The 17,618-nt window shown below is 69.2% G+C and carries 15 protein-coding genes and 1 tRNA gene; 5 read left to right on the top strand and 11 right to left on the bottom strand.

What is annotated here, in order from left to right:
• Positions 1–116 precede the first annotated feature (116 nt).
• Positions 117–1,172: a LacI family DNA-binding transcriptional regulator gene (locus AQJ67_RS22350; RefSeq protein ID WP_062720832.1), complete on the top strand. Its 1,056-nt coding sequence runs from the start codon at positions 117–119 to the stop codon at positions 1,170–1,172.
• A gap of 147 nt (positions 1,173–1,319) precedes the next feature.
• Here the strand turns inward: AQJ67_RS22350 and AQJ67_RS22345 are convergent.
• From AQJ67_RS22345 to AQJ67_RS22330, 4 genes are all read right to left on the bottom strand, one after another.
• A tRNA-His gene (locus AQJ67_RS22345) sits at positions 1,320–1,392 on the bottom strand.
• A 107-nt stretch (positions 1,393–1,499) separates the two neighbouring features.
• Entirely contained in the window at positions 1,500–2,102 is a 603-nt protein-coding gene (orn, locus tag AQJ67_RS22340; protein WP_062720831.1) for an oligoribonuclease, read from the bottom strand.
• A gap of 154 nt (positions 2,103–2,256) precedes the next feature.
• On the bottom strand, positions 2,257–3,483 hold the full coding sequence (locus tag AQJ67_RS22335) for a GlxA family transcriptional regulator (RefSeq protein WP_062720830.1): 1,227 nt from the start codon (positions 3,481–3,483) through the stop codon (positions 2,257–2,259).
• A gap of 377 nt (positions 3,484–3,860) precedes the next feature.
• The gene (locus tag AQJ67_RS22330) at positions 3,861–4,175 is read right to left on the bottom strand and encodes a hypothetical protein (RefSeq protein WP_062720829.1); all 315 of its coding nucleotides are present in this window, start codon (positions 4,173–4,175) and stop codon (positions 3,861–3,863) included.
• 356 nt (positions 4,176–4,531) lie between these two features.
• Here AQJ67_RS22330 and AQJ67_RS22325 point away from each other — a divergent pair, with 356 nt between their 5' ends.
• Positions 4,532–5,059 (top strand): universal stress protein, encoded by a 528-nt coding sequence (locus AQJ67_RS22325; RefSeq protein WP_062720828.1) that lies wholly within the window; start codon positions 4,532–4,534, stop codon positions 5,057–5,059.
• Between the two features lie 116 nt (positions 5,060–5,175).
• On the top strand, positions 5,176–5,742 hold the full coding sequence (locus tag AQJ67_RS22320; RefSeq protein WP_062720827.1) for a GPR1/FUN34/YaaH family transporter: 567 nt from the start codon (positions 5,176–5,178) through the stop codon (positions 5,740–5,742).
• 161 nt (positions 5,743–5,903) lie between these two features.
• Here AQJ67_RS22320 and glmS read toward each other — a convergent pair whose 3' ends face one another.
• Both glmS and AQJ67_RS22310 read right to left on the bottom strand, forming a co-directional pair.
• Positions 5,904–7,721 carry a glutamine--fructose-6-phosphate transaminase (isomerizing) gene (glmS, locus tag AQJ67_RS22315; protein WP_062720826.1) on the bottom strand — a complete coding sequence of 606 codons (1,818 nt, stop codon included), beginning with the start codon at positions 7,719–7,721 and terminating at the stop codon, positions 5,904–5,906.
• A gap of 14 nt (positions 7,722–7,735) precedes the next feature.
• A complete protein-coding gene (locus AQJ67_RS22310) occupies positions 7,736–7,993 on the bottom strand; it encodes a hypothetical protein (RefSeq protein ID WP_062720825.1) in 258 nt (85 codons plus the stop codon).
• A 185-nt stretch (positions 7,994–8,178) separates the two neighbouring features.
• Between AQJ67_RS22310 and AQJ67_RS22305 the strand changes: the two genes are divergently transcribed.
• A complete protein-coding gene (locus AQJ67_RS22305; RefSeq protein WP_062720824.1) occupies positions 8,179–9,753 on the top strand; it encodes a purple acid phosphatase family protein in 1,575 nt (524 codons plus the stop codon).
• 33 nt (positions 9,754–9,786) lie between these two features.
• On the opposite strand, the gene AQJ67_RS22300 is transcribed toward AQJ67_RS22305, so the two are convergent.
• Entirely contained in the window at positions 9,787–10,671 is an 885-nt protein-coding gene (locus tag AQJ67_RS22300; protein ID WP_062720823.1) for a DUF4429 domain-containing protein, read from the bottom strand.
• Between the two features lie 123 nt (positions 10,672–10,794).
• Here AQJ67_RS22300 and AQJ67_RS22295 point away from each other — a divergent pair, with 123 nt between their 5' ends.
• A complete protein-coding gene (locus AQJ67_RS22295; protein ID WP_062720822.1) occupies positions 10,795–12,369 on the top strand; it encodes a beta-N-acetylhexosaminidase in 1,575 nt (524 codons plus the stop codon).
• A gap of 134 nt (positions 12,370–12,503) precedes the next feature.
• Here AQJ67_RS22295 and AQJ67_RS22290 read toward each other — a convergent pair whose 3' ends face one another.
• Genes AQJ67_RS22290 through desA form a run of 4 tightly spaced genes read right to left on the bottom strand, consistent with a single transcriptional unit; the run spans position 12,504 to position 17,521 of the window.
• On the bottom strand, positions 12,504–14,276 hold the full coding sequence (locus AQJ67_RS22290) for an IucA/IucC family protein (RefSeq protein ID WP_062720821.1): 1,773 nt from the start codon (positions 14,274–14,276) through the stop codon (positions 12,504–12,506).
• Positions 14,273–14,815, bottom strand: coding sequence for a GNAT family N-acetyltransferase (locus AQJ67_RS22285; protein WP_062720820.1), 543 nt, complete (start codon positions 14,813–14,815; stop codon positions 14,273–14,275). The genes AQJ67_RS22290 and AQJ67_RS22285 overlap by 4 nt, the downstream gene beginning before the upstream one ends.
• Positions 14,812–16,095, bottom strand: coding sequence for a lysine N(6)-hydroxylase/L-ornithine N(5)-oxygenase family protein (locus tag AQJ67_RS22280; RefSeq protein ID WP_062720819.1), 1,284 nt, complete (start codon positions 16,093–16,095; stop codon positions 14,812–14,814). The genes AQJ67_RS22285 and AQJ67_RS22280 overlap by 4 nt, the downstream gene beginning before the upstream one ends.
• Complete coding sequence (gene desA, locus AQJ67_RS22275; RefSeq protein WP_062720818.1) at positions 16,079–17,521, bottom strand: lysine decarboxylase DesA; 1,443 nt, start codon at positions 17,519–17,521, stop codon at positions 16,079–16,081. Before desA ends, AQJ67_RS22280 begins: the two co-directional genes overlap by 17 nt.
• Positions 17,522–17,618 lie beyond the last annotated feature (97 nt).

The raw sequence follows: 17,618 nt of genomic DNA, 5'->3' as shown, positions 1-17,618 counted from the left end.
GGCTGTTCGGGCCGATGCGGGGGCCTCGGGGTGGTGGACCCGGGGACGGTCACTTTATTGGCGGGACTGTTAAATTCCAGGCCAGCGTAAGGACAACGGCGGGAAAGGCGGGGCCCATGGCAACCCACGGAACGCGGGGCCGTAGCGGCGGTCGGCCCACCCTCGAAGAGGTGGCGGCCCGTGCCGGCGTGGGCCGGGGCACCGTCTCCCGCGTGATCAACGGCTCGCCCCGGGTCAGTGACGCGACCCGCGCGGCGGTGGAGGCGGCGGTCGCGGAACTCGGCTACGTCCCCAACACGGCGGCCCGCGCCCTGGCGGCGAACCGCACGGACGCCATCGCGCTGGTCGTGCCCGAACCGGAGACACGGTTCTTCGCGGAACCCTACTTCTCGGACATTCTGAAGGGCGTGGGCGCCGAACTCGCCGACACCGAGATGCAGCTGCTGCTGATCTTCGCGGGCAGCGACAAGGAACGCCGCCGCCTCGCCCAGTACCTGGCCGCCCACCGCGTCGACGGCGTCCTGCTGGTCTCGGTCCACGCCGACGACCCGCTGCCCGACCTGCTGTCCCAGCTGGAGATCCCGGCGGTGATCAGCGGCCCCCGCTCCGCCGCGGAGAGCCTGACCTCGGTCGACTCGGACAACTACGGCGGCGCCCGCTCGGCGGTGGAGCACCTGATGTCCCGCGGCCGCACGAGGATCGCCCACATCACCGGCCGCCTCGACGTCTACGGCGCCCAGCGCCGCGTCGACGGCTACCGCGACGCCCTGCGCGACGCGGGCCACCCCGTGGACGACCTGCTGATCGAGCCGGGCGACTTCACGGAGGAGGGCGGCCACCGGGCGATGCGGTCCCTGCTCTCCCGCTGCCCCGACCTCGACGCGGTGTTCGCGGCCTCGGACGTGACGGCGGCCGGCGCCCGCCAGGTCCTGCGTGAGGCGGGCCGCCGTATCCCCGACGACGTGGCGTTGGTCGGCTACGACGACTCCGCCATCGCCCGCCACATGGACCCGCCCCTCACCAGCGTCCGCCAGCCCATCGAGGAGATGGGCCGCCGGATGATCGACCTGCTCCTCACCGAGATCGCGGACCGCCGTCCGGCGATGTCGAGAGGCCTGGAGCGGCCGCAGATGGTGCTGGCCACGGAGTTGGTGACGCGGGCGTCGTCGTGAGCGAGCACGCCTGGTGCCGTACGGCGTCGGACTGTCCGGCGCCGACGTGCTCGTGACGGGGGCGTTCGTGACGGGGGCGTTCGTGACGGGGCGCGGAAAAAGCTTCAGCCGGTGACTTCGTTTCCGAAGCCACCGGCTGAAGACCAGGGTGAGTGACGGGACTCGAACCCGCGGCATCCTGGACCACAACCAGGTGCTCTACCAGCTGAGCTACACCCACCACGACCGGCTTTGGGTTTCCCCGACCGGCCGAGAAAAAGTGTACAGGGTCCGAAGGGGTGCTCGCGCACAGATTCCGCGGCGCCCCCCACAGCACCCCTCCCATCCCTACTGAGCAGGCAGAACGTGCTTCGCGGCGATCGACTTCGCGGTGTCCGAGTCCGGGCCGGGCAGCGGCACGAAGACGGCCTCGCGGTAGTAGCGGAGTTCGGCGATGGACTCGCGGATGTCGGCGAGGGCGCGGTGGTTGCCGTTCTTCTCCGGGCTGTTGAAGTAGGCCCGCGGGTACCAGCGCCGGGCGAGCTCCTTGATCGAGGAGACGTCGACGATCCGGTAGTGGAGGTAGTCCTCCAGAGTCGGCATGTCGCGCAGCAGGAAGCCGCGGTCGGTGCCCACGGAGTTGCCGCACAGCGGGGCCTTGCCGGGTTCCTTCACGTGCTCGCGCACATACGCGAGGACCTGCTCCTCGGCGTCCGCCAGCGTCGTGCCGCCGGCCAGCTCGTCGAGGAGTCCGGACGCGGTGTGCATCTGACGCACCACCTCCGGCATCGTCTCCAGCGCCGAGTCCGGCGGGCGGATGACGATGTCCACGCCCTCGCCGAGGACGTTCAGCTCGGAGTCGGTGACGAGGGCGGCAACCTCGATGAGCGCGTCGTCGGACAGCGAGAGGCCGGTCATCTCGCAGTCGATCCACACCATGCGATCGTTCATGCGAACACCCTACGGCTGAGGTCCGCTTTTAGGGGTGCCCGGTGTCGCAGGCGACGTACCAAGGGGCTGCCGCCCCCTGGCCCCCCGCTTCGGCCCGGACGGCCTCGTCCTCAAACGCCGGACGGGCTGGATGGGCCCGTCCGGCGTTCGTCGTTCACGCTCCGCTGCGCTGGCCCGGCAGGGTCGCCCGGCCGCCGACATACAGTTCGCGCCCGTGCTCAGCGGCCGCGGACGTACCCACGGGCGCCGGTGTCCGGCGGGTCTGCAGCGGTACCGGGCCGCCCTCCGAGTAGGGGGCGGGCGGTGGGCCCTGCTGGACGGTGGGGCCCGTCGGGGGCTCCGTGTCCGTCGGCCGTTCGGACTGGGGACGGCGGGCACGGTACGCCGCCCGGTACGCGGCCGGGGACGAGCCGAGCTGGCGGCGGAAGTGGCCGCGCAGCGCCACCGGGGAGCGGAAGCCGCAGCGTCCCGCCACCTCGTCCACCGAGTAGTCCGACGTCTCCAGCAGCCGCTGCGCCTGAAGCACCCGCTGGGTGATCAGCCACTGCAGCGGGGCGCTGCCCGTCAGTGAGCGGAAGCGGCGGTCGAAGGTGCGGCGGCTCATGTACGCGCGGGCCGCCAGCGTCTCGACGTCGAACTGCTCGTGCAGATGCTCCAGCGCCCAGGCGACGACCTCGGCGAGCGGGTCGGCGCCGATCTCCTCGGGTAAAGACCGATCGAGGTAGCGCTCCTGACCGCCGGAGCGGCGCGGCGGGACGACCAGGCGGCGGGCGAGCGCTCCGGCCGCCTCGTTGCCGTGGTCCGTCCGCACGATGTGGAGACAGAGATCGATTCCGGCCGCGGTGCCGGCCGACGTCAGGACGTCGCCGTCGTCGACGAACAGCTCGCGCGGATCCACGTGCACCGACGGATAGCGCTTGGCCAGCGTCGGTGCGTACATCCAGTGTGTCGTCGCGGGACGGCCGTCCAGCAGGCCCGCCGCGGCGAGGACGAAGGCGCCGGTGCACAGTCCGACTATGCGGGCGCCTTCCTCATGCGCCCGGCGCAGCGCGTCGAGCGCGTCCTCGGGCGGCGGCGAGGTGATCGAACGCCAGGCCGGCACGACGACCGTGCCCGCCCGTGAGATCGCCTCCAGGCCATGCGGCGCCGAGAGTTCCAGGCCTCCTGTGGTCCGCAGGGGGCCTTCCTCACCGCCGCACACCAACAGGCGGTAGCGCGGTACGCCGGCGTCCTGGCGGTCTATCCCGAACACCGACAGCGGTATGGAACTCTCGAAGATGGGGCCGCCGCTGAACAGCAGCACCGCGACGATCTCCTTGCGGCGTCGCCCGGAAAGCTTCCGGGCCGCGGCTTCCGGCGCGGCAGTGGAGTCGTGGCTCATACTGCTAAGCCCCCCTCGGTGGTCGCGGCTCCTCGGTTGTGTCGCTCCTGCACGTTTCCCCTCGGTCCTGCACGAGTCCCCCGCCGTAGACAGTCAAGATCGAATCTACTGTGTCGCGTCACGCCTGAGTGGCCGGTTCGGCACTCGGTAGATTGTCGACTTGGCAACTTGGCGTGAAGCATTCGATCACGAAGCGTTGCACTCCCGGGCCGTGCAGGGAAGTGCGCCTTGTCGCAGTGGCCAATCCACGTAGGGTGCGCAGACCCCCTGAGGCCCTTTCCGTGCAGGTGGAACGGGGGTTGGGGGGTGTTCTGGGTGGGGGATGCCTGCCCGTCAGAAGTTGGCTGAAAAGTGGCGTGCCGGGGTGTGAAAACCGGTCAGCCGACCGGTGTATTTCCCCCGGTGTGACGTCCGCCTCGATGAGCCCCGGTTCCGGTCCGGTGATGGCGACCGCGACGCCGGGGCGACGGGCCCGCCTCGCCGGCCTTGATCCGCGCCGCGCCGCGCTCCGACTGTCGCAGCAGCAGCCGGCACACGGCCGTCACGGCCGCGAGGCCCAGGGCCGTGCCCGTGGCGCCGGCGAGCGAGGTGCCGTACCAGAGGAGCACCACCGGGACCAGGACGCAGCTGAAGGCCGCCCAGCGCACCACATCGGTGGCGCTGTCCTCGGAGGGCGTGCTGGGTCCTGACATGCGTACGTGCTCCCTGGGCTGCCCGGTCGGTGGCTCAGGGAGATCAACGCGGGTCCGCGCGGTCGGTCACTGGTACGCGCGGGTAGGCGGCCGTCCGGCGGGGAGAGAAGTTGAACCCTGTGCAAACCGCCTGTACACCGCAGCAACCATTGCGTTACGGGCGCACCCTCGTGCATGCTCCCTGGAACCCGCCCCGACCGTGCGCGGGGATCTGGGCTAAGGAGGCGTGCCGCCGTACCCTTGGGGTATGGGGTTGGGAAGACCATTCCCGGACACAGCTCCGCCGCACTTGCTGGATCCGTCAGCGAGCTCCGCTCGCGGGCCCACCCATAAAGGATCAATACGCCGAGACAGCCATGGCCGGTCACGAATTCTTCGAACCAGCGGACCGCAAGCGGCCGGTAGCCGACCCCACGGCGTCCGAGCCCCTGGCGGCGGAACAGTCACGCCATTCCTGCGATCCCGCTTTCAAGCACGGCGTTGTCGTCGGCTTCGACGGCTCCACCTCCAGTGAGCGCGCCCTCGCGTACGCCATCGGCATGGCTCATCGCTCCGGGTCGGGCCTGATCATCGTCCACGTCGCCAACCGGCTGCCCACCACGGTGTGGGCCGGCTGCGAGCCGCCGGTCTTCGTCGACGTACCGGACCACCGCACGGAGGTGCTCGGCCTCGAACTCGCGTGTGCCGACTACCTCGCCGAGGTGCCCTGGATCCTGGTCGAGCGCGGTGGTGACATCTGCCACGAGCTCGAAGAGGTCGGACAGGAGTACGAGGCGGACGCGATCGTCGTCGGCTCCACCCACGGGATCGTCGGGCGGATCTTCGGTTCCGTGGCGGGGCGGCTCGCCAAGCGGGCCAAGCGTCCCGTCGTTGTCATTCCGTAACTCGCCGTTCTCCCAGGTGAGATGTGCAAATCTACTCGTGCGTAGAGGTGTTTGTGCCCTTGTGAAGGGCATATAACGCTCACCGCACAACTGCACATGCATGAAGGGAGCCCGCCGTGGACAACGACGTCTCTGCGGGAAGCGGAATCACCACCGTGGTCGGCCGACTCGCCCTGGGAATCACCCTGTTGGCCTTCGGGCTGGGGTACACCGGTGTGATCGACGGTGTGTCGGCTGCTGACGCCGTATCAATCGCCCAGTATGTGGGCGGCATCGCCCTCTTCGTCGCCGGGCTGATGGCCCTCCGAGACCGTGACTCCGCGAACGGGACCGCGTTCGTGGTGCTCGGCGCCCTGTGGTTCACCTGGGCCGTCTCCGCGGACGCCCAAGTCTCCGCCAACGCCGCCGGGTTGTTCCTGCTGCTGTTCGCCCTGGTGGCGCTGTCTCTCACGCTGGCGGGTGGGGATCAGCTGGGGCAGGGGGCGTACGGGCTGTTCTTCGTGGCTCTGGTGCTCTTGGCTGTCGCCGACTTCGCCGGGAGTGACGGGCTCACCAAGGTGGGCGGCTGGTTCGCCGTCGGTGCGGGTGCGGTGGCCTGGTATGCGGCCACCGCGGCTCTGGCGCACTGGCCGACCGCGCTTCCGGGGCGGGCGGCTGGGCGGGGTGTGACGGCCACCGGGTAGCTGCCGCCGGCTGGGGGTTGGGCGGCCCCCGGCGATGAGAACGGACCCCCCCGTGAGTGTGGCATCACGTGGGGGTCCGTTGTGTTTCGTTGGCCTGTGCGGGGCGGTGGGGGCTGGTCGCGCAGTTCCCCGCGCCCCTAAAAACCAAAAGCCAAAAGCCTCTACTCGACCGTTACCGACTTTGCGAGGTTGCGCGGCTTGTCGATGTCCCTGCCCAGGGCCAAGGCCGTGTGGTAGGCGAGGAGTTGGAGGGGGATGCCCATCAGGATGGGGTCGAGTTCGTCCTCGTTCTTCGGGACGACGATCGTCTGGTCGGCCTTTTCCTGGGGCTGGTGGGCGACCGCGAGGATCTTGCCGCTGCGGGCCTTGATCTCCTCCATGGCGGCGCGGTTCTTCTCCAGGAGGTCGTCGTCGGGGACGATCGCGACCGTGGGGAGAGCGGGCTCGATGAGGGCCAGGGGGCCGTGCTTGAGCTCGGAGGCCGGGTAGGCCTCGGCGTGGATGTAGGAGACCTCCTTGAGCTTCAGGGAGGCCTCGCGGGCGACCGGGTAGCCCCGGACGCGGCCGATGAAGAGCATCGAGCGGGCCTCGGCGTACTGCTGGGCCAGCTTCTCGATCTCCCCCTCCTGCTCCATGATCTCGGCGATCTGGGCGGGCAGCTTGCGCAGGCCCTCGATGATGCGCTTGCCGTCGCGGACGGAGAGGTCGCGGGTGCGGCCGAGGTGCAGGGCGAGGAGCGCGAAGGCGACCGTCGTGTTCGTGAAGCACTTCGTCGAGACGACGCAGACCTCGGGGCCCGCGTGGACGTAGACGCCGCCGTCGGCCTCGCGGGCGATGGCCGAGCCGACCACGTTCACCACACCGAGGACCCGCGCGCCCTTGCGCTTCAGCTCCTGGACGGCCGCCAGGACGTCGTACGTCTCACCGGACTGGGAGACGGCGATGTAGAGGGTGTCGGGGTCGACGACCGCGTTGCGGTAGCGGAACTCCGAGGCCGGCTCGGCGTCGGCGGGGATACGGGCCAGCTCCTCGATCATCTGGGCGCCGATCATGCCCGCGTGGTAGGAGGTGCCGCAGCCGAGGATCTTCACGCGGCGGATCTGACGGGCCTCGCGGGCGTCCAGGTTGAGGCCGCCGAGGTGCACGGTGGAGAAGCGGTCGTCGATGCGGCCGCGCAGGACGCGGTCCACGGCGTCGGCCTGCTCGTGGATCTCCTTGTGCATGTAGGTGTCGTGGCCGCCCATGTCGTACGACGCGGCCTCCCACTCGACCGTGGTGGGCTCGGCCGTGGTGCGGGTGCCCTCCGTGGTGTAGGTGCGGAAGTCGTCGGCCTTGAGGGTGGCCATCTCGCCGTCGTCGAGGGTCACTATCTGGCGGGTGTGGGCGACCAGAGCCGCGATGTCCGAGGCTACGAACATCTCCTTCTCGCCGATGCCGAGGACGACCGGGGAGCCGTTGCGGGCGACGACGATGCGGTCCGGGAAGTCGGCGTGCAGGACGGCGATGCCGTACGTGCCCTCGATCAGGCGCAGGGTCTCGCGGACCCTGTCCTCCAGCTTCTCCGCCTGCGAGCGGGCGATGAGGTGGACGAGGACCTCGGTGTCGGTCTCGGAGAGGAACTCGACGCCGTCCGCCTCCAGCTTGCGGCGCAGGTCGGAGGCGTTGTCGATGATGCCGTTGTGGACGACGGCGACCTTGCCCTCGGCGTCCAGGTGCGGGTGGGCGTTCACGTCGGAGGGGGCGCCGTGGGTGGCCCAGCGGGTGTGGGCGATGCCGGTGGTGCCCTTGAAGCGCGCCGGGACCTTGGCCTCCAGGTCACGGACCCGGCCCTTGGCCTTGACCATCTTCAGGGCGGGCGCCTTCGGGGAGGAGACGACCACGCCGGCCGAGTCGTAGCCGCGGTACTCCAGGCGCTGCAGGCCCTCCAGGAGGAGGGGAGCCACGTCACGCTTCCCGATGTATCCGACGATTCCGCACATATATACAGGTATCCCTAGCCGTAGACGATCCGGCGCAGCTGGCGGAGCGTGAGCTCCGGCGGTGCCACCGTCCGGTATTTCAGGTCCGCCTCGATCCGTTCGAAGATCGTCGCGTTCACCAGGCCCTGGGCCTGGAGTTCGCGGTGGCGGCGACGGACGAACTCCTCGGTCGTCTCGTCGAAGTAGGCGAGCACGTCCTGGATCACCCGCGTCGCCTCGCCCCTGCTGAGGGGCGTGCTGCGGGTCAGGTGATCAACGAGGTCGTCGTGCACTCGGTAGATCCTGGGGTATCGGGGACCGCTTCGCAAGAATCCTGCCCGATTTCGGGCAGCCACCTGTGGGATCTCTTGGCGCAACATTGGAGCTCTCATGGAAGGCTGTTCCGGAACCGTCCATGCCTCGGCCCGCATCCCGTTGCCTGAGGGGACGAGTTTCGGACGCCATGGACATTCCTCGCATGGGTGTACCCCAGCAGCTGGCCGAGCGCATGAGCATGGCCGAACAGCACGAGTACCTGCGCGCCAAGTTCTCCCGGCGCACGATGATGAGAGGCGGCGCCGTCACGCTCGGCGCCGTCGCGGGGGGCGCGTTCGTACCGGGCGCCACCGCTCAGGCGGCCACCACCCAGGCCGTTCCGACGCAGACGGCCCCGCGCACCGAGACCGTCGACGGCGCGCTCGTCGCCCCCTTCGGCCGCCACCTCGCCTACGGCAACGACCCGCGCACCGAGATGACCGTCTCGTGGCAGGTCCCGGTCGCCGTGAAGAAGCCGTTCATCCGGATCGGCGCCCACCCCTGGGACCTTTCCCGCAAGATCGAGGCCGAGGTCCGCACCCTCTACACCCCGGCCGGCGTCGGTGCCAGCGCCGACCACACCCAGTACTACGTCCACGCCAAGCTGACCCACCTGCGCCCCGGCCGGACGTACTACTACGGCGTCGGCCACCAGGGCTTCGACCCCGCCGAGCCGCACCTGCTGGGCACCCTCGGCACCTTCACCACCGCCCCCGCGCACAAGGCGCCCTTCACCTTCACCGCCTTCGGCGACCAGGGCGTCAGCTACCACGGCCTCGCCAACGACAGCCTGCTGCTCGGCCAGAACCCGGCCTTCCACCTGCACGCGGGCGACATCGCCTACGCCGACCCGTCCGGCGCCGGCAAGACCGCCGACACCGGCTTCGACTCGCGCGTGTGGGACCAGTTCCTCGCCCAGACCGAGTCGGTCGCCAAGTCCGTGCCGTGGATGGTCAGTTTCGGCAACCACGACATGGAGGCCTGGTACTCGCCCAACGGCTACGGCGGCGAGGAGGCCCGCTTCACGCTCCCCGACAACGGGCCGGACAAGAAGCACCTGCCGGGCGTCTACTCCTTCGTCTACGGCAACACGGCGATCATCTCGCTCGACCCCAACGACGTGTCCTTCGAGATCCCGGCCAACCTCGGCCTCTCCGGCGGCACCCAGACCACGTGGTTCGAGGCGCAGCTGAAGAAGTACCGGGCCGCGCACGACATCGACTTCGTCATCGTGTTCTTCCATCACTGCGCCTACTGCACCTCCACCGCGCACGCCTCGGAGGGGGGTGTGCGCCAGGAGTGGGTGCCGCTGTTCGAGAAGTACCACGTGGACCTCGTCATCAACGGTCACAACCACCAGTACGAGCGGACGGACGTGATCAAGAAGAACGAGGTCGCCAAGAAGCTGCCCATCGGCGGCACGGCGTACCCCGAGACCGAGGGCGTCGTCTACGTGACCGCGGGCGCCGCGGGCCGCAGCCTGTACGCGTTCACCGCGCCCGACTCCTACGAGGGGCACGAGCACGAGCAGGACTCCGTGGCGTCGTTCGTCAACCTCAAGGACGGCAAGCAGAACGAGACGGTCGCCTGGTCCCGGGTGCGCTACCTCGACTACTCGTTCCTGCGGGTGGACGTCACCCCGGCGCCGAGGGGCCGCTACACGACCCTGAAGGTGCAGGGCATCGCCGAGACCGGGGAGCGGATCGACCACTTCACGGTGGCCCGCCGGGCCAAGTAGGCCCCGCACGGCCCCGCACGGGCCCGTACGGGACTACAGCCGCTTGAGCACCGCCTGCTTGGCCATCGTGAACTCGTCGTCCGTGAGCACACCCGTGCGGTGCAGCTCACCGAGTTCGCGTAGGCGGCGCAGCAGGGCGTCGTGGTCGTCCTCGGCGGACGTGACCGGAGGGAAAGGCAGCTCCGGTCGCGGTCCCGGTACGTCCGTGGCGGCGACCCTGGCCGGATGCGGGAGGCGGGCCTGGACCGCCGCCGCGACCAGGGCCATCAGCGGGTCCTTCTTGAAGCCCCACAGCTCCACCGCGTTGGGGTCGTACTTGGGCGGGGCCTTGGTCGGCGCGTTCCGCACGGTGAAGCGGAGGTGGCCGTTCTCCAGGCCCGCCGCCGGATGCCACTCCACCCCCGTGATGTCGGCGAGGGCAAGGGTGCGGGAGCCGGCGGCGGCCTTGGCGTCCTCCGTCTTCCAGTTCCACTCCAGCCGGATGTGCTCACCGTCGAAGGTCGCGGTGCCGTCCCCGGCCGAGACCGACAGGGGGAGCGACGGCCCCGGCAGCAGATACGCGTCGACCGGGTCGGCCGCGACCTGGTCCAGCAGCAGGGCGCCTCGTACCTCCTCCACGAAGTACTCCGCGACGCCGTACCGGTCGGACTCGACGATCAGCTGATAGGGGTCGTGGGGCTCGGCGAGCCGGCCGCCCGTGGCGTGCAGCAGCGGGTCGGAGCCGTCGCGCAGCCGCAGCCGGAGCCGCCCGGCCTTCTTGCCCTGCTCGAAGGAGACCCCCGCCAACGCCCCCAGGGGGACGGTCAGTTCACCCAGCGTCTTGCGGAACAGGCTGACGTTCTTGTCCCGTCCGGGGGTCAGCCTCAGGGCGTCGCCGTCGAAGACCCACGTGCCGTCCCTCTGGATGATTTCCGCCATGGGGTGGATTGTTCCACCAGTCTCACGAGAGAGTGGTCCAGACCTCTTGGAGTGCAACGGCTCAAGGGCATCGGCTCAAGCGCATCGGCTCAAGGAAGGGACACGCTTGTGAGAGTCGGCAGTGTGAGACCGCACCACAGAACGTTCCGCCTGCTGGGTTCCCTGCTGCTGGTCGCGATGGGCGCCTCGGCGACGGGAGCCGCTCCCGACCGGGCGGCCTCGCCCACCCCGCTCGACCGGGTGGTCCCCGCGCCCGCCTCGGTCGACCCCGGCGGATCCCCGTACCGGATCACCCGCGACACCCACATCCGCGTGGACGACTCCCGCGAGACCCGCCGCGTCGGGGAGTACCTCGCCGACGTCCTGCGCCCCTCCACCGGCTACCGGCTCCCCGTCACCGTAAACGGCTCCGGCGGTATCCGACTGCGCCTGGCCAAGGGCCCGTTCGGCGCCGAGGGCTACCGCCTCGACAGCGGCCGGGGCGGCGTCACCATCACCGCCGCGGGCGCCGCCGGCCTCTTCCACGGCGTGCAGACCCTGCGCCAGCTCCTCCCGGCGGCCGTCGAGAAGGACTCCGTCCAGCCCGGGCCCTGGCTGGTCGCGGGCGGCACGATCAAGGACACCCCGCGCTACGGCTGGCGCGGCGCGATGCTCGACGTCTCCCGGCACTTCTTCACCGTCGACCAGGTCAAGCGCTACATCGACCAGCTCGCCCTGTACAAGATCAACAAGCTGCATCTGCACCTCAGCGACGACCAGGGCTGGCGCATCGCCGTCGACTCCTGGCCGCGGCTGGCCTCGTACGGCGGCTCGACACAGGTGGGCGGCGGCCCGGGCGGCTACTACACCAAGGCCGACTACAAGGAGATCGTCCGGTACGCCTCCTCCCGCTATCTGGAGGTCGTCCCCGAGATCGACATGCCAGGCCACACGAACGCGGCGCTCGCCTCGTACGCCGAGCTGAACTGCGACGGTGTCGCGCCTCCGCTCTACACCGGCACCGAGGTCGGCTTCAGCTCGCTGTGTGTCGGCAAGGACATCACGTACGACTTCGTGGACGACGTGATCCGGGAGCTCGCCGCGCTCACGCCGGGCCGGTACCTGCACATCGGGGGTGACGAGGCGCACTCCACGAGTCACGAGGACTATGTGGCGTTCATGGAGAGGGTGCAGCCCCTCGTCGCCAAGTACGGCAAGACGGTGGTGGGGTGGCATCAGCTGACCGGAGCGAGCCCCTCGCGGGGGGCTCTGGCGCAGTACTGGGGGTTGGACAGTACGAATGCCCAGGAGAAGGAGCAGGTCGCGGCTGCCGCGCGGAACGGGACCGGGGTTGTTCTGTCTCCGGCTGACCGGGTCTATCTCGACATGAAGTACACCGCTGATACGCCGTTGGGGCTGGACTGGGCCGGGCTGGTCGAGGTGAAGCGGTCGTACGACTGGGATCCGGGTAACTATCTGCCTGGGGTGCCCGCTTCGGCGGTTCGGGGTGTCGAGGCGCCGATGTGGACGGAGACGCTAGGGAAGTCGGCCGACCTTGAGTACATGGCGTTTCCGAGGCTGGCGGGGGCGGCCGAGTTGGGGTGGTCGCCGGCTGCCACGCATGACTGGGAGAGGTACAAGGTTCGGCTTGCTGCGCAGGGAGCGCGGTGGGAGGCGTTGGGGATTAATTTCTACCGGTCGCCTCAGGTTCCTTGGTGATTCGTCGTCTGCGGGCCGGTGGGGGCTGGTCGCGCAGTTCCCCGCGCCCCTAAAAAACCCGGCGCGCCCGCCCTGGACATATAGACGTGCACCCCGGAGGACCGTACTCCGGGGTGCACGTCTGCCAGGGGGGCTTACAGCCCGGCGATCGGGTTCTTCAGGTTGCCCACCAACTGCAGCGCCCCCGCCGGATCCGCCAGATCCACCATCTGCTTGTTGTTGCGGAGCTGGAGGCGGTTGAGGCAGGACAGGGCGAACTCGGGGGTGAACATGTCGTACTGCTTGAACTTGTCGGCGAGTTCGGGCACCGAGTGCTGGTAGTCCCGGGTGACCTCGGCGACCGTGCGCCAGAAGTCGTCCTCCGCCAGGATTCCCTCGGCGGCGAGGTTCGCGGCGAGGAAGCGGAAGAAGCAGTCGAAGACGTCCGTGAAGATGGACAGGAGCTTCTTGTCCTCCGGGACCTCCACGCGCAGCCGCTCGACCGTGGGCGGGAGTACCGCGTCCGGGTCCATGACGGCGATCTCCTCGGCGATGTCCTTGTAGATCGCGCGCTCGACGACGCCGTTCTTCAGGACGAGGATGACGTTCTCGCCGTGCGGCATGTACACCAGGTCGTAGGCGTAGAAGCTGTGCAGGAGCGGGGTGAAGTACGCCCGCAGGTAGCGGCGCAGCCACTCCGTGGGGGCCAGGCCCGACTGCTCGATCAGGGCGCCGGCGAAGGAGGCGCCCTCGTGGTCGACGTGGACGAGGGAGGCCATGGTGGCGAGGGACTCGCCGTCCTGGAGGGAGGAGACCGGGCTCTCGCGCCAGAGCGCGGCCAGCATCTTGCGGTACGGCGAGTAGCGGTCGGTCGCGGCCTCGTACTCCAGGTGCCGGTAGCCGACGGCGGCGCGTTCGCGGATGATCGACAGGCCGGTCTCCCGCAGCACGGGGTCGTTGTCGATGAGCTGGGCCAGCCAGTCGTTGATCGCCGGGGTCGCCTCCATGTACGCCGCCGAGAGGCCGCGCATGAAGCCCATGTTGAGGACGGACAGGGCCGTTTTGACGTAGTGCTTCTCGGGGCTGGACTGGTTGAAGAAGGTCCGGATGGACTGCTGGGCCAGGTACTCGTCGTCGCCCTCGCCCAGGCAGACCAGGTGCTTCTGGGCGACCTCGGCGGCGAAGGTGACGGTGAGCTTGTTCCACCACTGCCAGGGGTGGACCGGGATGAGGAGGTAGTCGGCCGGGTCGAGGTCCTGGTCGCGCAGGACGGCGTCGAAGCGGTCGACGGTCTCGGCGCCCAGTTCGTCGCGGACGAAGGACTCGTACTCGATGCCGACGCCGGCCGTGAACGCGGCGCGCGAGCGGTGGGCGGCGAGCCAGACCAGCCGGACGGGGCTCGCGGTCTCGGGGGCGTACGACAGGTACTCGTGGATGCCGAAGCCGAGCCGTCCGTTGTTGGCGACGAAGCAGGGGTGGCCCTCGGTCATGCCGGTCTCGATGGCCTGGAAGCCGCTTTTCACCAGCTCGGCGACCGGGACCTGGGGCTTGGTGAGCTTGTAGCAGGTGCCGGAGAGGGTGGAGGAGATCTCCTCCAGGTAGACCGGCAGCACCTCGTCGCTCAGGCCCAGGGACTTCTGGAGCTCGATGAAGAAGTCCAGGGCGGCGAGCGGGCGTTCGGCGCCGTCGCGGTGGCGGGTGATCGAGTCGGCGTCGACCTGCCAGTGGTCGAGGGCGCGGACCGTGGCCGTGAAGGTGTAGCGGGTCAGGCCGTCGTCGCTGCGGACGACGTAGGTGCCGTCGCCGGCGGCTTCCGGCGTGATGAGGCGCTCGTGGGCGAACTCGGCGAGGGCCTTGCGGATCAGGAGGCGGTTGGCCCGCGCCCAGCGGTGGGGGGACAGATGCGCTACGGCGTCGGACAGGGTCATACGGCTACTCCTATGGCGGCCATGAATTGCTCACGCGTGCAGAAGCTCAGCAGCGCGCGCTTCTCCGGCTTCTCGATCTCGCGCTCGGGCACGAAACCGACGGCTTCGTTCAGGGCGTGGACGGCCTTGTTGGAGACGTCCGGCTCGACGACGACGCGCCGCACCTCCGGGTCCTCGAAGAGGTGCGCCATCACGGCCGTGATGACGGACCGGGTGAAGCCGCGGACGGGCTTGTCGGTCGGCGGCGTCAGGAAGTGCATGCCGATGTCGCCCGGCTGCGGCTCGTACAGGCCGACCAGTTCGCGGTGGGCGGGGTCGTACTTCTCCATCAGGAAGGCGGGCACACCCTCCTGGAGGCCGAGCAACGCGTGGTGGTGCTCGTCGGCCGCGATCTCCATGTAGGCGCGCTCGACGTCCACCAGGCTGGCGTCCTGCATCATCCAGAAGGCGGCCTTGGGGTGGGTGACCCAGGCGTGCAGGAGCTCGGCGTCCTTCAGGGGGTCGAGGGTGCGGAACGTGAAGGTGTCTGTGGTGCTCATACCGAGAACTCCTGGAACGCGATCGTCTTCTCCACCGGGTAGTACTCGGTGCCGAGCAGCTCGCGGATGATGTACGCGTTCCGGTACGGGCCCATCCCCAGGTCGGGGCTGGTGATGCTGTGCGTGTGGACGCCGGCGTTCTGCAGGAAGATCCCGCGGCCGGTGACGTCGACGGCGTAGTTGCGGGCGACGTCGTAGTTGCCCTGGGAGTCGTACACCAGACGGTCGCGCACGGGCTTGAGGAACTCAGGCTCGGCGTACTTGTAGCCGGTGGCCAGGACCAGGCCCTGCGAGTCGAGCTCGAAGTCCTTCTGCTGCTCCTCCTGCCGGAAGGAGAGGGTGTACGTGCCGTTCTCGTAGCGCGCGCCGTTCAGCGCGGAGTTGGTGAGCAGGCGGGTCGGCACGGGACCGCCGAGGTTCTTCTGGTAGAGCAGGTCGAAGATCTCGTTGATCAGGTCGCCGTCGATGCCCTTGAACAGGCCCTTCTGCTCGGCGGTGAGGCGGTAGCGGGTCGCCTCGGGCAGCTCGCGGAAGTAGTCGACGTACTCCGGGGACGTCATCTCCAGGGTGAGCTTGGTGTACTCCAGCGGGAAGAAGCGCGGGGAGCGGGTCACCCAGTTCAGCCGGTAGCCGTGGACGTCGATCTCGCTGAGCAGGTCGTAGTAGATCTCCGCGGCCGACTGTCCCGAGCCGACCAGTGTGATCGACTCCTTCTTCTGGAGCTCCGCCTTGTTCTGCAGATAGCGGGAGTTGTGGAGGAAGTCGCCGCCCAGGCCCTGGCAGGCCTCGGGTATGTAGGGCGGGGTGCCGGTGCCGAGGACGAGGTGACGGGCGCGGTAGGTGTCACCGGCGGCCGTCCGCACGACGTACAGCCCGGCCTCTTCGTCGTACGTCACCTCGGTGACCGTCGTGCCGAAGCGGACGTTGCTCAGTTTGCTGGCGGCCCAGCGGCAGTAGTCGTCGTACTCGACCCGCAGCGGGTAGAAGTTCTCGCGGATGTAGAACGAGTACAGCCGGCCCTTCTCCTTCAGGTAGTTGAGGAAGGAGTACGGCGAGGTCGGGTCGGCGAGCGTGACCAGGTCCGACATGAACGGGGTCTGGAGGTGGGCGCCGTCCAGGAACATGCCCGCGTGCCACTCGAAGTCGGGCTTCGACTCCAGGAAGACACCGTCGAGCTCGGCTATGGGCTCGGTGAGGCAGGCCAGGCCGAGGTTGAAGGGGCCGAGCCCGATGCCCACGAAGTCATACGTTGTGGTCGGGTTGTCAGGACGCGCGGTCAAGGGACTCTCCCAGGTACTGCTCGGCGTGGCCGGCGATCAGGTCGAGGACGGCGGCGATGTCTTCGGTCGTCGTCTCGGGGTTGAGCAGGGTGAACTTCAGGTAGTGGCGGCCCTGGACCTTGGTGCCCGCGACCACCGCGGCGCCGGAGGCGAACAGGGCCTTGCGGGCGTAGAGGTTGGCGCGGTCGATCTCGGCGGGGTCGGTGACGGCCGCCGGTATGTAGCGGAAGACCAGGGTGGACAGGCTCGGCTCGACGACGACGTCGTAGCGCGGGTCGGCGGCCAGCAGTTGCCAGCCCTCCGCCGCCAGGTCGCAGACCTCGTCGAAGAGCTGCCCGATGCCGTCGGCGCCCATCACACGCAGGGTCATCCACAGCTTGAGGGCGTCGAAGCGGCGGGTGGTCTGCAGGGACTTGTCGACCTGGTTGGGGATGCGCTCGGTGACCATGCGCTTGGGGTTGAGGTACTCGGCGTGGTACGTCGCGTGGCGCAGGGTCGAGGCGTCGCGGACCAGCACGGCGGAGGAACTCACCGGCTGGAAGAAGGACTTGTGATAGTCGACGGTGACCGAGTCTGCGCGCTCGATGCCGTCGATGCGGCCCCGGTACTTCACGGAGGCGAGCAGCCCGCAGCCGTAGGCGGCGTCGACGTGCATCCAGGTGCCGAACTGCTCGCACAGCTCGGCGATCTCGGGCAGCGGGTCGATGGAGCCGAAGTCGGTGGTGCCCGCGGTGGCGACGACGGCCATGGGGATCAGGCCGTCCTTCCGGCAGCGCTCCAGCTCATGGGCGAGCGCGACGGTCTGCATCCGCTTGTCGTGGTCGACGGGGATGGAGACCACGGCGTCCTGGCCGAGGCCCAGCAGTTTCGCGGACTTCTTCACGCTGAAGTGGCTGACCTCGGAGGCGAAGATGCGCAGTTTGGCGAACGAGTCGCTCTTGGCCTCCTCACGGGCCAGCAGCAGCGCCTGGAGGTTGGACTGGGTACCGCCGGAGGTGAAGACACCGTCGGCGTTCTCGCCGAGCCCGATGCGGGCCGTCGTCCAGTCGATGAGCTTGCGCTCGATCAGGGTGCCGCCGGCCGACTGGTCCCAGGTGTCCAGGGAGGAGTTGACGGCGGAGAGGATCGCCTCGCCGAGCACGGCCGGGATGACGACCGGGCAGTTGAGGTGGGCGAGATAGCGGGGGTGGTGGAAGTAGATCGCGTCCCGGAGGTAGACGTCCTCCAGCTCGTCGAGGACCGCGGCGGTGTCCAGCAGCGGCTTGTCGAGGTCGATCGCGTCGATGGCGGGGGAGAGGGCGTCGACCGTGACGCCGGTGAACGGACGGTCGGTGGCGGCGAGTTTGGCTGCCACCCGCTCTATACCTTCGGTCACGGAGCGGCGGTACTGCTCCGCGGTCGTGTCATTGAGCAGGTGCGAGCGCATGGGGAGGTCCTCCGGTGGGGACGGGCCGTGAAGTGCGGGGGTTGCGACTGGCGGAGTGCAACTTAGGTTAGCCTAACCTAAGTAACTCGGGATGAGG

It is taken from the genome of Streptomyces caeruleatus (assembly GCF_001514235.1).
GTDB classification, from domain to species: Bacteria; Actinomycetota; Actinomycetes; order Streptomycetales; family Streptomycetaceae; genus Streptomyces; species Streptomyces caeruleatus.
This window is presented reverse-complemented; position numbering and strand designations above follow the sequence as displayed.

What these genes read in the sequence shown, in the direction of transcription:
- AQJ67_RS22300 (WP_062720823.1), bottom strand. Translation starts at nt 10,671, where the DNA reads ATGGCGGAAATCATCCAGAGGGACGGCACGTGGGTCTTCGACGGCGAC.
- glmS (WP_062720826.1), bottom strand. Translation starts at nt 7,721, where the DNA reads ATGTGCGGAATCGTCGGATACATCGGGAAGCGTGACGTGGCTCCCCTC.
- desA (WP_062720818.1), bottom strand. Translation starts at nt 17,521, where the DNA reads ATGCGCTCGCACCTGCTCAATGACACGACCGCGGAGCAGTACCGCCGC.
- AQJ67_RS22325 (WP_062720828.1), top strand. Translation starts at nt 4,532, where the DNA reads ATGGCCGGTCACGAATTCTTCGAACCAGCGGACCGCAAGCGGCCGGTA.
- AQJ67_RS22285 (WP_062720820.1), bottom strand. Translation starts at nt 14,815, where the DNA reads ATGAGCACCACAGACACCTTCACGTTCCGCACCCTCGACCCCCTGAAG.
- AQJ67_RS22330 (WP_062720829.1), bottom strand. Translation starts at nt 4,175, where the DNA reads ATGTCAGGACCCAGCACGCCCTCCGAGGACAGCGCCACCGATGTGGTG.
- AQJ67_RS22290 (WP_062720821.1), bottom strand. Translation starts at nt 14,276, where the DNA reads ATGACCCTGTCCGACGCCGTAGCGCATCTGTCCCCCCACCGCTGGGCG.
- AQJ67_RS22305 (WP_062720824.1), top strand. Translation starts at nt 8,179, where the DNA reads ATGGGTGTACCCCAGCAGCTGGCCGAGCGCATGAGCATGGCCGAACAG.
- orn (WP_062720831.1), bottom strand. Translation starts at nt 2,102, where the DNA reads ATGAACGATCGCATGGTGTGGATCGACTGCGAGATGACCGGCCTCTCG.
- AQJ67_RS22350 (WP_062720832.1), top strand. Translation starts at nt 117, where the DNA reads ATGGCAACCCACGGAACGCGGGGCCGTAGCGGCGGTCGGCCCACCCTC.
- AQJ67_RS22335 (WP_062720830.1), bottom strand. Translation starts at nt 3,483, where the DNA reads ATGAGCCACGACTCCACTGCCGCGCCGGAAGCCGCGGCCCGGAAGCTT.